The sequence below is a fragment of the Corallococcus sp. CA053C genome, assembly GCF_003611675.1.
In the GTDB taxonomy this organism is placed as follows: domain Bacteria; phylum Myxococcota; class Myxococcia; order Myxococcales; family Myxococcaceae; genus Corallococcus.
In genome coordinates, this window is the sequence record NZ_RAWA01000014.1 from 45,756 (window position 1) to 59,001 (window position 13,246).

General features: G+C 70.3%; 14 protein-coding genes, 1 tRNA gene and 1 pseudogene. 13 read left to right on the plus strand and 3 right to left on the minus strand.

The genetic code is table 11. The features are described 5' to 3' along the window. Window positions 1-10 precede the first annotated feature (10 nt). Complete coding sequence (locus D7V97_RS03320) at window positions 11-1,303, minus strand: DUF2254 domain-containing protein (RefSeq protein WP_233582490.1); 1,293 nt, start codon at window positions 1,301-1,303, stop codon at window positions 11-13. A 268-nt stretch (window positions 1,304-1,571) separates the two neighbouring features. Further along, window positions 1,572-3,338: a glycoside hydrolase family 15 protein gene (locus D7V97_RS03325; RefSeq protein ID WP_233582491.1), complete on the minus strand. Its 1,767-nt coding sequence runs from the start codon at window positions 3,336-3,338 to the stop codon at window positions 1,572-1,574. A gap of 574 nt (window positions 3,339-3,912) precedes the next feature. Here D7V97_RS03325 and D7V97_RS03335 point away from each other — a divergent pair. The 9 genes from D7V97_RS03335 (at window position 3,913) to D7V97_RS03370 (ending at window position 8,495) form a co-directional block, all read left to right on the plus strand. After that, window positions 3,913-3,986: transfer RNA gene (locus D7V97_RS03335), tRNA-Arg, on the plus strand. 320 nt (window positions 3,987-4,306) lie between these two features. Continuing rightward, complete coding sequence (locus tag D7V97_RS03340; protein WP_158623255.1) at window positions 4,307-5,014, plus strand: PP2C family serine/threonine-protein phosphatase; 708 nt, start codon at window positions 4,307-4,309, stop codon at window positions 5,012-5,014. Further along, window positions 5,011-5,229: a hypothetical protein gene (locus D7V97_RS44015; protein WP_147444671.1), complete on the plus strand. Its 219-nt coding sequence runs from the start codon at window positions 5,011-5,013 to the stop codon at window positions 5,227-5,229. Before D7V97_RS03340 ends, D7V97_RS44015 begins: the two co-directional genes overlap by 4 nt. Next, window positions 5,226-5,531, plus strand: coding sequence for a LexA family transcriptional regulator (locus D7V97_RS03345; protein ID WP_120609124.1), 306 nt, complete (start codon window positions 5,226-5,228; stop codon window positions 5,529-5,531). The genes D7V97_RS44015 and D7V97_RS03345 overlap by 4 nt, the downstream gene beginning before the upstream one ends. Next, window positions 5,524-5,889 carry a hypothetical protein gene (locus D7V97_RS03350; protein WP_120609125.1) on the plus strand — a complete coding sequence of 122 codons (366 nt, stop codon included), beginning with the start codon at window positions 5,524-5,526 and terminating at the stop codon, window positions 5,887-5,889. The genes D7V97_RS03345 and D7V97_RS03350 overlap by 8 nt, the downstream gene beginning before the upstream one ends. Continuing rightward, window positions 5,882-6,097, plus strand: a complete 216-nt coding sequence (locus D7V97_RS03355; RefSeq protein ID WP_120609126.1) for a hypothetical protein — start codon at window positions 5,882-5,884, stop codon at window positions 6,095-6,097. Before D7V97_RS03350 ends, D7V97_RS03355 begins: the two co-directional genes overlap by 8 nt. After that, window positions 6,090-7,262: a DUF5131 family protein gene (locus D7V97_RS03360; protein WP_120609127.1), complete on the plus strand. Its 1,173-nt coding sequence runs from the start codon at window positions 6,090-6,092 to the stop codon at window positions 7,260-7,262. The genes D7V97_RS03355 and D7V97_RS03360 overlap by 8 nt, the downstream gene beginning before the upstream one ends. Beyond that, window positions 7,255-7,989: a hypothetical protein gene (locus tag D7V97_RS03365; RefSeq protein WP_120609128.1), complete on the plus strand. Its 735-nt coding sequence runs from the start codon at window positions 7,255-7,257 to the stop codon at window positions 7,987-7,989. Before D7V97_RS03360 ends, D7V97_RS03365 begins: the two co-directional genes overlap by 8 nt. Then, complete coding sequence (locus D7V97_RS03370; RefSeq protein ID WP_120609129.1) at window positions 7,986-8,495, plus strand: DUF1643 domain-containing protein; 510 nt, start codon at window positions 7,986-7,988, stop codon at window positions 8,493-8,495. The genes D7V97_RS03365 and D7V97_RS03370 overlap by 4 nt, the downstream gene beginning before the upstream one ends. 70 nt (window positions 8,496-8,565) lie before the next feature. Here the strand turns inward: D7V97_RS03370 and D7V97_RS03375 are convergent, their stop codons facing one another. Next, window positions 8,566-9,855, minus strand: a complete 1,290-nt coding sequence (locus D7V97_RS03375) for a hypothetical protein (RefSeq protein ID WP_147444672.1) — start codon at window positions 9,853-9,855, stop codon at window positions 8,566-8,568. A gap of 107 nt (window positions 9,856-9,962) precedes the next feature. On the opposite strand from D7V97_RS03375, the gene D7V97_RS03380 reads away from it, so the two are divergent. From D7V97_RS03380 to D7V97_RS03395, 4 genes and pseudogenes are all read left to right on the plus strand, one after another. Then, a complete protein-coding gene (locus D7V97_RS03380; protein WP_120609131.1) occupies window positions 9,963-10,346 on the plus strand; it encodes a hypothetical protein in 384 nt (127 codons plus the stop codon). After that, window positions 10,343-12,067: a DEAD/DEAH box helicase gene (locus tag D7V97_RS03385; protein WP_199728685.1), complete on the plus strand. Its 1,725-nt coding sequence runs from the start codon at window positions 10,343-10,345 to the stop codon at window positions 12,065-12,067. Before D7V97_RS03380 ends, D7V97_RS03385 begins: the two co-directional genes overlap by 4 nt. Next, window positions 12,064-12,729, plus strand: coding sequence for a hypothetical protein (locus D7V97_RS03390; RefSeq protein ID WP_120609132.1), 666 nt, complete (start codon window positions 12,064-12,066; stop codon window positions 12,727-12,729). Before D7V97_RS03385 ends, D7V97_RS03390 begins: the two co-directional genes overlap by 4 nt. Beyond that, window positions 12,726-13,246: pseudogene (locus D7V97_RS03395) on the plus strand (hypothetical protein); the annotation flags it as partial. The gene D7V97_RS03390 and the pseudogene D7V97_RS03395, both read left to right, overlap by 4 nt.

A 13,246-nucleotide genomic window follows, 5' to 3' on the forward strand; every position in this document is an offset into this window, starting at 1 on the left:
TGGCGTGCGCTCAGAACTCGAGCGCTGGCAGGGGAGGGAGCGGTGCTCCCTCCATCGCACGCTCCACCTCCCGGGCGTAGCGCTGCTGCATTCCCAACTGGGGCGAGTCCGTCCGAGCCCGCTCTGCTTCGGCGAGGATGCGCTCCAGGGTGGCGTGCGCGGCCTGCCGATCCGCCAGATGCCGTGCGCTCTGCCCCACCGCACCCGCCAGTCGCAGCAGCCGCAGCACCACCACGGGCTCCCCCGCGCCGTAGCGGGTGATCTGCTCCGTGGCGAGGTCCAGGTAGTCGCGCAGCTCCGGCGCGCGCAGGAACACACGCGCCCGCCCATCCCCATCCGCCAGCACGCGCGGGCCCAGCCGCAGGTGTGCCAGCCCACACAGGATGAAGGTGAGCTGATCCAGCGCCTCCACGGCCGTGTACGGATCATTGATGCCCGGCGACAGCGCCTTGATCGCGATGTCCACCAGCTGCCGCAGGCCCAGGGCCACGTCCGCGTCCTGGTCCCTCCAGCCGTCCAGCGCGATGGCGCGCACGAGGGACTCGGACTCGCCGGCCGCCCGAGCGACCCCGGTGCGCTCCGGCTCCACCCACCCGATGGGGGTGCCCCGCAGCACCGGCTCGCCAATGGCGATGTCCACGTGCACCACGACCCTGTGCGCTTCCGCCCGCGCCAGCAGGGCCGCGCCGTCCACGTCTGCGACGAAGCCGTCCGCCGGGGCCCTCAACGGCAGGGCATGCGGGGAGGGCGGCGGAGGCGCCACCGGGGGCGCGTCCGTCAGACGGCGCCGATGGAGCCCGCGCGCCACATGCAGCGTGAGGTTCGCCACCGTCCGCACCAGGTTCTCCACGCGCATGAGCTGGAGGGTGTGCAGCACCTGGAACACCAGCGCCGCTCCACATGCGATGAGCAGGACGATGGCCATGCCGGCCGCCGGGCGCGGCTGCTCCTGATCGCCAGGAACCAGGCCGAACCGCTGGATGGCCACCAAGCAGTAGACGCCGGTGAGGATGAACACAGGGAGGACGATCCGGTTGCCTGCGTCGCGCTGGTAGACGCGGATCAGGCGCGGCGAGTACTGCGCAGCCAGGTTCTGTGCCACCAGCATGGACAGCGACAGGATGATGCTCAGTGAGGTGAGCGCGGTGCCCAGCACCGACGACAGGACGCTCCGGGCCTCCCTGGGCGTGCCCCGCCACGCCAGACCGCCGAGCGCCGAGCCGGGAGTCGCATCCACCAGCATCACTCCGAGCACGACCCCCAGCAGCGCCGCGAGCGCGGGCAGCAGCCACTGGTTCCTCACCCTCCAGTCGCGGAGCCGGCGGGTCTCATGCCGACGCCTCGTCCGCTTCGGGACGCCGCCGGGCCGCACCTGCTGGCGAAGGATTGCCCCGGTACCCGCCATCCGCCCCTCCCTCCACGGGTTGGTGCCTTCGCCAGGCGTGGCCTCGGGCCTCCTGGATCCGGTCGCATGGTCAAGCGAGGGCCCGGGCGGGCGGCACTCCCGTCCGGGAGCACCGTTCACACGCCGCGGGCCCCATGGCCCCCTGCTGGAGACTCGCGCCGGCCTGCTAATGCAGCGGGGGCTTGTACCCCTCTGCGAGGCTGTAGGCGCAGTTCACGAGCGCCAGGTGGCTGAACGCCTGGGGGAAGTTGCCGATCTGCCGGCGCTCCTTGGGCAGGTACTCCTCGGCGAGCAGGCCCACGTCGTTGCAGAGTCCCACCAGCTTGTCGAAGAGCCGCCGCGCGTCCTCCTGCCGCCCCATGAGCTGGTAGGTGTTCGCGAGCCAGAAGGAGCAGGCGAGGAAGGCGCCCTCCTCGCCGGAGAGCCCGTCGACGCTCTCCTCCGTCAGGTAGCGCAGCACCAGCCCCTGCGGCATCAGCTCCTGCTCGATGGCCCGCACCGTTCCGACGACGCGGGGATCATCCGCCGGGAGGAACCCGGAGAGCGGAATGAAGAGCAGGCTCGCGTCCACGCCCTTCGAGCCGTAGTACTGCGTGAACGTGTTGCGTTTGGCGTCGAAGCCCTTGCTGCACACCTCGTCGAAGATGGTCTGCCGCAGCTTCACCCACGGCGCCTTGTCCTCCTTCAAGCCGTACAGCTCGATGGCTTGCACCCAGCGATCGATGGTGGTCCACGCCGCCACCTTGGAGGCGATGAAGTCGTGCTTCGGACCCCGCATCTCCCAGATGCCATGGTCTTGCTCCGTCCAGACCTCGGACACCCGGGTCGCCAGGGTCTTGAGGGCCTGCTGGCCGCGCTCTGGCAGCTTGCCTATCAGCTGCGCATGGATGAAGAGGACCCCGGCGAACTCGCCGAGGACGTCGAGCTGGAACTGCGTGTAGGCACCGTTCCCGGTCCGCACGGGCCGAGCCCCTTCGTAACCTTGCAGCCAGCCCAGCGTGATCTCGGTGAGGTGCCGCTCGCCCCGGATGCCATACATGATCTGCAGCTGGTCCGGAGCGCCTCCGACGGCGTTCTCCAGCCAGGTGCCGAACGCATCCGCCTCGTCCATGAGGCCGGCGCGCATGAGCGCGTTCAACGTCAGGACCGAGTCGCGGATCCAGCAGAACCGGTAGTCCCAGTTGCGCTCCCCGCCCGGAGTCTCCGGCAGACCGAAGGTGGGCGCGGCGACCAGCGCCCCCGACGGATGGAAGGTGCACGCCTTGAGGGTGAGCAGCGAGCGGAGGACCACGTCCTTGTATTCCGCGGGCAGGCGGATCTTCGAGGCCCAGTCCTCCCAGAACGACTGCGTCTCACGCAGGGCGATCTCCGGGTCGAGCGGCTTGGGGATCTCGTCGTAGGGCCGGGCCCAGGAGAGCACGAAGGGAATCCGCTGGCCGGCTTGAACCTTGAACTCCGACTCGAACGGAGGTGGCGCCTCACCGAGCGCGCCTCGCAGATAGAGCGCGTCCGGACCGGCGATGGCGGCGCTGGCAAGGTCTGCCTTGCGCACCACGGGGACGGTGGAGCCGTTGGCGAACCGGGGCCGCAGCTCGCAGCGCATCGTCACCGTGCCCTGGACTCCCTCCACCCACCGCACCAGATGGGGGGTGCCCTTGCGAATGGGCATGAAGTCCACGAGGCGCACCGTGCCCTCGTCCGTCACGAACTCCGTTTCCACGATGAGGGTCTTGCCGCGGTAGCGGCGTTTCACGTCGCGCACGGTCGCCGTCGGAGCAATCTTCCACCGCCCGTTGTCGGCTGTTCCCAGCAGCGACGTGAAGCACGCGTCCGAGTCGAAATCCGGGAGGCAGAGAAAGTCGATGGACCCGTCCCGGGCCACGAGCGCTGCCGTATACAGATCTCCCAGGAGCGCGTGATCCTCGATGAGCAACCCCGGCTCCTGCCGGGTCTTGGTTCCCCAACCGGTCCTGGGTGATTCCCTCGTCTGCACCGTCTGTGTCGAAGCCATTCACCGCTCCTGGTTCGTGGGTCCCAGAAAACGTAGGCACCGCCACCCCTCTCGCCAGTCATGTGGGAGCGTACAAGCCGGCCCACCGCAACCCGGACGCACGGTGTCACCCGCGAAGCCGGACCCGGGCACGATCCAGAAAATCGTGGAAGGGACAATGAACTTCGGTACTCATAGGAGTGGCCGTCAACCCTCCCTTCACCGCTGAAGTCACTCAACGACGAGGGCTACGTCGGCGGCTTCTCGCGCGAGGACATCGCGCGGCTGCTGGAGTCGCTCGACGACAACTACCTGGGCTGGTCCAGCACGATGGCGCCCGGTGAGCGAGGCGAGGATCGTCGTCCACCACCAGCACCTGAGCTCATCGGGGACATCGCCTTCGAGGTCTGACCCAAGCAGCCCAAGGGGCAGGCGTAGCCCGGCGGACACCCCGGCGGCCGGGGGGCCTCACACGCGTTGCGCGCGTCGGGCCGCCTGCTATAAAGCCCACCGCCCTGACCCCGTAGCTCAGTTGGATAGAGCGGCGGTTTCCTAAACCGTAGGCCACAGGTTCGATTCCTGTCGGGGTCGCTGTCCAAACCCCCGGCCCGACTGAGGAAATCAGCGGGCCGGGGGCGGACGGCCAAACAAGCAGCAAAGCCTTGGGAGTCCAGTGGGAGTTCCGGTGACGGTGCTCGCGCGAGCGGCCCGCCCGGGCTCCCCGACAGCTTCCACCTGAACTTCCAGCGCGTCCCTGGTGGATGGGCCGTCACTGGCTCATCCAGTGGCGTCGGCGACCACGTCTACGACGCGTTCGTGGACGCGCTCGTTGCCCTGTCCCGGAAGACTGTCTCCACCGTTGGACCCACGTCCACCTCGTCGGACGCTGCCAGCGGGAAAGGCGGTGGCCGATGAGCCCCGCCTTCGACATCGGCTCGTGTTCCGAGAAGGGCCCGCGGGACTATCAGCAGGACGCGGCCGGGGGCGAGTCCGTCCAGGGCGCCCTGGTGGCCGCCGTCGCGGACGGCCTGGGCCACTACGCCGGCAGCGACCGTGCCGCCCAGGTGGCGGTGCGGACGGTACTGCACCACGCCTTCCTGTCGCCCGCGGCGCTGTCGCTGCGTGCCGGCATGGAGGCGGTGGTGGAGCAAGCCCACCAGGAGGTGCTGCGCGAGCAGCTCGCCTCCGGGCACAGGGGGCTCACCACCCTGGCGCTCCTGAAGGTGGAGGGCGCCCGCGCGGTGGTGGTGCACGTGGGCGACTCGCGCGTGTACCGGCTCCGCGCCGGCCACCTGGCGCAGCTCACCGTCGACCACAAGGACAGCCGGCACGTCCTCAACCGGTGCCTGGGCAGCGAGCGCCCGGGGACGGACTCCACGCCGGACGTGCTGGAGACGGACCTCCAGCCCGGTGACGTGTACCTCCTGTCGACGGACGGCGTGCACGAGTCGCTGTCCACCGGCGAGCTGCGTGCCGTCCTGGAGGATGGGGCCAGCGCACAGGTCGCCGCCGAGGCGCTGGTCTCCTTGGCGCTGTCCGCCGGCAGCCGCGACAACTGCACGGCCGTGGTGGTCCGGGCGCCTGGCACTGCCGACGCGTCGCTGCGAGGTGCCGCGTGAGCGCCACTAACTGCCACCCCGCCGCGATGGTGCGCTCCTCGCTTCGGAGCGGACCCGGTGTCCGCGTGACGCTGAGCGACGGCACCGGCCCCGTTGTCAGCGTCTGGGACCCGGACCGGCGCGCGGCCTGGCTGAAGGCCGACGACCTGGACCACCTGCGCCGCGAGCGCGCGGCGAGCTGCAACACCATCATCACGCGGAGGCCTACGCGATGACCTGCCGCCCGAACCCCGAGCACGGCCCGTCCGGCGGCGTCCCCACGCAGCGCCAGCAGGAGGTGCTCGCGTACGTCCACGCCTTCAAGGCGGCCCACGAGATGGCGCCCACGGCGCGCGAACTGTGCGAGCGCTTCGGTTGGACGTCGACCAACGCCGCGCACGAGTACTTCGGTCGGCTGGAGCAGCTCCGGCTGCTGACACGGCAGGCGAAGGCGGCACGGTCGCTGCGCCTCACCGAGTCCGGCAAGGCCCTGGCCCAGGCGTACCTCGACGCGCACCCGGAGGTGCTCCATGGGTAGCCGCCTGCCGACGCCGGAGGCGCGCCGCGAGCAGGTCTGCGACCTAGTGCGTGAATGCCCCGAGCACGAGCGTGGTCTGCTGCGCCTGCGGCTGTACGAGGAAACACCCGCGTCTCCGGAGGATGCCGGGTACGGCGGACTCAAGGCTCGGTGCGCGGTGTGCTGGACGCTGCGCCCCCGTCGCCAGCAGCTGAACGAGCTGCAGGACCGGCCCGTCGCCACCTGCAAGGACGCGCACTGCTGGCGCCTCTGGCGCCGTGCGCTGAAGCGCGAGGCGACCCTTCACGAGCGTGCGAAGGCGGCGCTCGTCGAGGCGTTCTCGGGCAGCAGGAGCGGAGAGGGGGCGTGCCATGCGTGACGTCCTCCGGGCCCTCGGCCTCCTCATCGCCAGCGTGCTGCTCCGGGCAGCGGCCGCAGCGACGAAGGCCGCGACCGCGCTCCTGACGGCGCTGGAGCGCGAGCCCTCGCGCCCCGCACCCACCCGCACCACCGGCCGGCCCGTGCTCCGCATCCTGCCCGGCGGCCTCTCCACGCAGCTGCGCTCCGAGGTGAAGCACCATGGGTGAGACGAGCATCGAGTGGACGGACGTGGTGTGGAACCCGACGCGCGGCTGCTCCCGCTTCTCTCCCGGTTGCGGTGGCGGCACCGCCGGCAATCGCAAGGGCGGCTGCTACGCGGAGCGCATGGCCATCCGGCTTGCGGGGCCGGGCCAGCCCTATGAGGGCCTGGTGAAGAGCACCCCTGCCGGACCGCGCTGGACGGGCAAGGTGGTGCTCGACGCGGAGAAGCTGGCCGAGCCACTTCGCTGGAAGAAGCCCCGGCGCGTCTTCGTCAACAGCATGAGCGACCTCTTCCACGAGGCCCTCAGCGTGAAGGACATCGCGCTGGTGTTCGCAGTGATGGCCCTCGCGCGGACGCACACCTTCCAGGTCCTCACGAAGCGCGCGGACGTCATGGCGCGTACCGTCGGCAGCGAGGACTTCAAGGGACTCGTGCTGTCCATCGCGTCGATGGAGGCCACGCGGCGCGGGCTCGAGCTGGAGCCCGGCGAACTGCGCTGGCCGCTGCCCAACGTGTGGCTGGGCGTGTCAGTGGAGGACCAGCAGCGCGCGGACGAGCGCATCCCGGAGTTGCTGCGCACGCCTGCGGCGGTGCGGTGGCTGTCGTGTGAACCGCTCCTGGGCCCGCTGGATCTGTCGCATGCAGTAGGCGAGCGCTTCTGCATGAAGTGCAAGCGCGGGCTGCTCTGGGACGACCATGTCGACGCCTCATCGTCGACTCGGGCGGCGTGGATCGACTCGGAGTGCATGGGGGCATGTCCGCACTGCGGAGGTGAAACCGACAGCAGGTTCCCCGATGAGAGAGTCGGCTGGGTCGTAGTCGGTGGCGAGTCCGGCCCCGGCGCGCGTCCCATTCATCCTGTCTGGGTGCGACGCCTGCGCGACCAGTGCGTTGCCGCCGGTACGAGCTTCTTCTTCAAGCAGTGGGGAGCGTGGAAGCCCTACTGCGCGATGACGGAGCAGGAGGCCGACGCGCTCTACGAACCGGTGGCTGAAGGCATGCCTCCCGACAGCACGCGCCGCTGCCGGGTGCCGGTGGTGTCCTTCCCCACGGAACCGCTGCCGGTGGGCGGTGAAGTCCACACGCTCTTCAACCTGGGGAAGAAGGCTGCTGGTCGCGTCCTCGGTGGCCGCACCTGGGACGAGATGCCGGAGGTGCGCCATGGGTAGCCCTGCCGTGGTTGCCGCACCCTCCGTCCGCGAGGGCCCCATCCTCTTCTCGGGGCCGATGATCTGCGCGCTGGTCGCTGGCCGGAAGACGATCACGCGACGGCTGGTGAAGCCTCAGCCGGAGACGGGCGAGAGCATCGAGTGGCTCACCAACATCGTCGGGCGTCCACCCAGCTTCGCGGTGACGCGCCCCATGTCCTCCGACGTGCGCGAATTGCGCTGCCCCTACGGCCAGCCTGGGGACCGGCTCTGGGTGCGCGAGACGTGGGGACTGGAGGACGGCAAGGACGACGGTGAGCGGGTGGTCTGGCAGGCGGACCGCGCCGCTGCCTGGCGCTCGAACCTCAACGATCGTTTCTACCTCGCGTCGGACTACGCGCCGACGCGCTGGCGTCCCTCCATCCACATGCCGCGGTGGGCCTCACGCCTGACGCTCGACGTGGCGTCCGTCCGCGTCGAGCGCCTGCACGACATCACCGAGGAGGACGCGAAGGCAGAAGGGCTTGCGTGCATCACCAAGGACGGCGGCCGCACCTGGAAGTACGGCATCCCCGACCGCGATGGACTCCCCGGGACCGACGACACCGGCTGGCCGTGGGTGGACTGGGACGTGAGCCCGCGCGTCGCCTTCGAGCGCCTCTGGAGCTCCATCAACGGTGCCGAGTCCTGGGACGCCAACCCGTGGGTTTGGAGGATTGAGTTCCGCCAGGTCGAGGTGTCGCGATGACGCCCCGCTACCTGGATGCCGGCGCCGAGCTGAGCGAGTGCGGCCTGTACCGGTACCGCCTCTGGCGACGGTGGTCCGCGCAGGAGGACACGCCGCGCGTCCTCTTCGTCATGCTCAACCCGTCCATTGCCGACGGGCAGCAGGACGACCCGACGCTGCGCCGCTGCGTGGGCTTCGCCCATGCGTGGGGCTTCGGCGCGCTCACGCTCTGCAACCTCTTCGCGCTGCGCGCCACCGATCCGGCGGACCTGCTGCCGGCTAGGGACGCGGTGGGCCCGCTCAATGACGCCGCGCTGGAGCGGGCCGCGCGCGAGTCCGCCCTCGTCGTCGGGGCATGGGGCGCCCACCGCATGGTGCCTCAGCGCGCGCCCGCCGTGCTGGCCCTGCTGCGCCGGTACCACCCGGTGCACGCGCTCGCGCTCACCGGCGCCGGAGAGCCCCGGCACCCGCTGTACCTCGCCGGCCACCTGCGGCCGCAGCTCTACCGGGAGGCGAGCTATGAGTGACGTCCTCGCACTCCTGGGTGCCGCTGCCGTAACCCTCTTCATCACTGCGCGGGAAAGCGCGTGGTGGTTGCTACTGCCGCTGGCTGAGCGTGCCGATCATTTCCAGCGCGAGCGGTCCCGCGGCCTCGAAGGCGGTGCCGTCGTACATGAGGACGGCCACGCCTTGCGAGCGAAGGAAGCGCTCTCGGGTATCGGACACCGGCGCGTTCGTCACCAGGCAGAGAAGGTCGTCTGGCTCGCCGTGGAAGTGCCGGTATTCCAGCAACTGCGAGAGTGCCGAGCGAGTCTGGTGTACCTCGTTCTTACCTATCAGCGTCTTCGCTTCGAAGATGACGCGCCTCGTGTCGGCCGGACGCCGCGCCCACAGGTCCACGGCACCAGGCATCTCCTCGATGATGCTCCAACCAGCCGCCCCGAGCGCGCGGTTGAGCGCGGCGAGCAGACGGTGATGGTCCACTGCAGCTTTCTCCTTCCTCGCGAGAGTCTCCTCCAGCGGCTCAGGGGCATCACCCTGAACGAAGGGGGCAGGCTCGCGGGCCTCGTCGAATGGGCGAGGCGTGAAGCTCGTCCGGCGGCGCGTACGCGCGGGCGCGACAGCCTCGACCGCTTCGGGCGCCTCGACCTCTGCGCCAGCATCGAACCTCAATCGGAACCGAATGATACGGCGCGTCGCCCCAGTGCTGTCTGGGCCTGTCGACCACCAATGCTGTGCGCACTGCGCGAGACCGAGGAAGCGCAGGCGGTAGGTACCAGCACCTTCGAAAACGAAGTTCGTGAACTGATTACGCGCAAGATAGGAGTTCTGCGCCTCCATGCGCTGGTCGCCCGTCTGTCCACGACCCGTGTAGATGAGATCCTTGCCTTCCCAGTGGTCGTCGTAATCGAACGACTTCGCGCCTCCAATGTGCGTGATGAGGATGAGGGCCCAGACCATGGGCCTGGAAATCATCCCGCCAGCCGAGCCGAAGTAGGCAGGCTTGCAGTGGAAGATCTCTCCGAGCTCGTCCCAGGAGTAGACGCGCCCTACTTCAAGCCGGGGTTGCTCCTTCGATCCATCAGGGGCAGGGCCCTCACTCGCCTTGACCGACATGGCAAACCCGAGCGCTTCGAGACGAGCCCGCACCGTGGCGTCACCGCCGCTGAAGTCCGCGTGCGTGAGTGGCCCTCGGTCCGGGTACTGGATTCCAAAGGCTGCTCCGACGATGGCTTTCGAGTCGAAAAGCTCGCCATCGTACGAGAGGAAGTAGCGACGGGCGCGCAGGTAGCCGTACTTGCGGAGGAATGCGTCGCGTCCGAGTTCTCGGTACTTAGCGATGGCAGCCAGGACTGCGTCCCGCGATGTGAGTTCGTGAAGGGCCACGCGGAAACCGTACTCCACCCCCACCCACAGAGGTGCCGGGCAGTCTGGGTCGCAGCCCGACCTTTTGGGTGGGTCACCAGCATCCCGCCGACGCATTGGGGGACCGCATGAGCACGCCCGCGGACACCCTCGCGGTGCTGGACCACGTCCACGCCCTCGTCACCGGCCACCGGTTCCGCTGTGCCGGGGAGGCACTCCTCCAGGTGGCGCTCGCTCAGGTGCTGGCGGGGGCCAGCATCGCCTTTCAGCGCGAGGTGTCGCTGGGCGAGGCGGGCCGCATCGACTTCCTGCTGACGCAGGCCCACGTGGGCCTCGAAGTGAAGGTGGACGGGGGCCTGTCGGAGGTCACCCGCCAGCTGCTGCGGTACGCGGAGCGGGAGGACGTCCACGCCCTCCTGCTCGTCACCACCCGTTCCCGCCACGGCGGCCTGCCTCCGCGCATGCGCGGCAAGCCCGTGCGCGTGGCCGTGCTGAGGGGAGGCCTGCTGTGAAGACATTCGGGACGGTGCGCCTGGAGGCGCGGAAGCTGGGAAACCGGGGAGGGGAGCGGCCCGCGTGGGTGGTGCAGGCGGAGCCTCACGTGGCCGTGCGGCTGAAGCGCATCTTCGAGCGCGTCAACAAGAGCGACGTCGGCGAGGTGCTGCTGGCGGCCACCGAGGAGACGGCCCGGGAGCTGGAGTGGTTCCTTGAGCGCTACCCGCTGGAGGTGGTGGGCAAGGAGGCACAGGACTTCCTGCGGCGCGGCGCGCGCGAGCATGCCCGGCGCGAAGCGCAGGTGGCCAACCTGCTGGCCGCCGAGTACCAGCCACCGGACTTCGCGATGGCTGTGCCGCCGCGCGACTACCAGCGCCGCGCCGCGGACATGTGGCTGCGCCTGCAGCGCCTGCTGCTGGCGGATGACGTGGGCCTGGGCAAGACGGCGTCCGCGCTCACGGGCTTCACGGACAAGCGCACCCTGCCTGCGGTGGTGGTGACGCTGACGCACCTGCCCCGGCAGTGGCAGCGCGAGCTGGCGCGCTTCCTCCCGCGCCTGCGTGTGCACGTGGCGAAGCGCGCCACGCCGGAGGACGTCACCCGGGGACGTGGCGGGCAGAAGCTGCCCTGGCCCGACGTCCTCATCCTCAACTACCACAAGCTGTCTGGCTGGGCGGACACGCTCGTCGCCGCGGGAGTGCGCGCCGTCGTCTTCGACGAGTGCCAGGAACTGCGGCGGGGGCCGGAGTCGGAGAAGTACAAGGCCGCGCACTACCTGGCTGAGCGCGTGCCCTTTGCCATCGGCCTGTCCGCCACCCCCATCTACAACTACGGCGGGGAGATGTTCCACGTCCTCGACGCCCTGAAGCCCGGGGTGCTGGGCACGCGCGAGGAGTTCAGCCGCGAGTGGTGCACCGGCGTGGACGACAAGCTCAACTTCAAGGACCCGCGCGCCTTCGGCACCTACCTGCGCGACGCGGGGCTCATGCTGCGCCGCACGCGGCAGGAAGTCGGGCGGGAGCTGCCGTCCCTCACGCGCACCGTGCACACCGTGGAGGCCGACACAAAGGTCCTCGATGAGGTGCAGGACAAGGCGTCGGAGCTCGCCCGCATCATCCTCGCGCAGGGCGGGGTGAAACCGGAGGAGCGGATGCAGGCCTCCGGGGAACTCTCCTGGCGCCTTCGCCAGGCCACCGGCATCAGCAAGGCGCCCTTCGTCGCGGAGTTCGTCCGCATGCTGGTGGAGAACGGCGAGCGGGTGCTGCTGTACGGGTGGCACCACGAGGTCTACAGCATCTGGCGGCAGCGCCTCGCGGAGTACTCCCCGGCCATCTTCACCGGGCAGGAGAGCCCGACGCAGAAGGAGGAGCAGGCCCAGCGCTTCAAGTCCGGGCAGACGCCCATCCTCATCATGTCCCTGCGCGCCGGCGCGGGGCTCGACGGGCTTCAGGGCTGCTGCCGGACAGTGGTGTTCGGCGAGCTGGACTGGAGCCCCGGCGTGCACGAGCAGGCCATCGGCCGTGTCCACCGCGACGGGCAGCCGGACCCCGTCATGGCCTACTTCCTGACGTCCGACTCGGGCTCGGATCCGGTGGTGGCGGACGTGCTGGGCATCAAGCGCGACCAGATGGAGGGCGTGCGAGATCCGCAGGCCAGCTTCATGGAGCGCCTGGAGACGGACGAGGGCCGCGTTCGCAAGCTGGCCGAGTCCTTCCTGAAGAACCGGAGGGCAGCGTGAGCGCCTGCGACACGCCCACCCGTGCACGCATCCTCGGAGTGACTGCTCCGCAGCCCTGGGCTTGGTCTGTCCAGGTTCGCAACGCGCCCGTCCTCAACGTCCAGCACCCGCTGGCCGCGGACGTGCTGGGCAGCTACATCGCCGTCTGCGCGGCGGAGGGGTACGAGGAGGGACTCGTCTCCTGGATGGTGTCCGGCGCCGGCCCGGGCGTCCGGGCGCCTCGCCCGGAGGATCTGCCGACGTGCGCGGTGGTCGCGGTGGGCCGCCTCGGCGCCGTCTCCCTCTGGCCCGATGCCGAGCGCGAGTCGCGCTGGTACGTGGGCCCCGCGGGCCTGTGGCTGGAGGACGTGGTGTGCCTGCCGGATCCGGTGGCCTGCCAGCCAGGCCCGGCGGACACCCTATGGGAGCTCCCTGCCCTGACGCTGGCTCAGGTGCGCCTGGGCTTCGCCGCCGTCACCCAGGCACGTGACGCGCGGTGGCAGGCCTACGAGCTGCTCGCCGCGCGAAGCGGGGGCCGTGAGCCCGAGTCGCTGAAGGACCGCGTCCTCCGGAAGTGCACCTGCCGGCGGGCCATGACGAAGTGCCCCAGCTGCCGCGCCTGGCGCTGCACCGCGCCCACGTGCCCGCCGCACACCTGCGGCCAGGAGGCGCGGCTCCCATGAGCACCTGCCCCACGCCCACGAAGAGCCCACGCTCGAAGCGCCGCCGGACGACGAAGGCGAAGCGCGCCCAGCCGAAGCAGGTGCAGCCGGTCTCCGCGCCGGCTGAATCCGAGCCCGTGCCGGCGGGCATGGTTCGGCTGCGGTCGGGCCAGATCGTCACCGAGGAGGACGCGAGCGAACTTCTCCCCCGCGCCCGGCCACCCGGTGAGCGTGCGCCGGCCCGGGAAGTCCCCGCCGATGCCGAGCCCACCTACCACCGGACGCCCGCGTCGGCCTGCTGCGCCCACACCTTCGACCCGGAAGCGCTCCACGACGAGCTGGACGACCTGCGCGCCGAGGTGGCCCGCGAGCGCGAGGCGCGCATCCGCGCCGAGTCCTTCGCCGAAGGCGAGCGCGCCGCGTACGAGCGCGTCCTCGCCAGCGTCCTGGCCGCGCCCGTCCAGCCCCATCGCCCGGCGGCAGCGACGGCCGCCTTGCGCGTCACGCGGGGGAGCAGCGTGACGGCTCAGCGTGACAG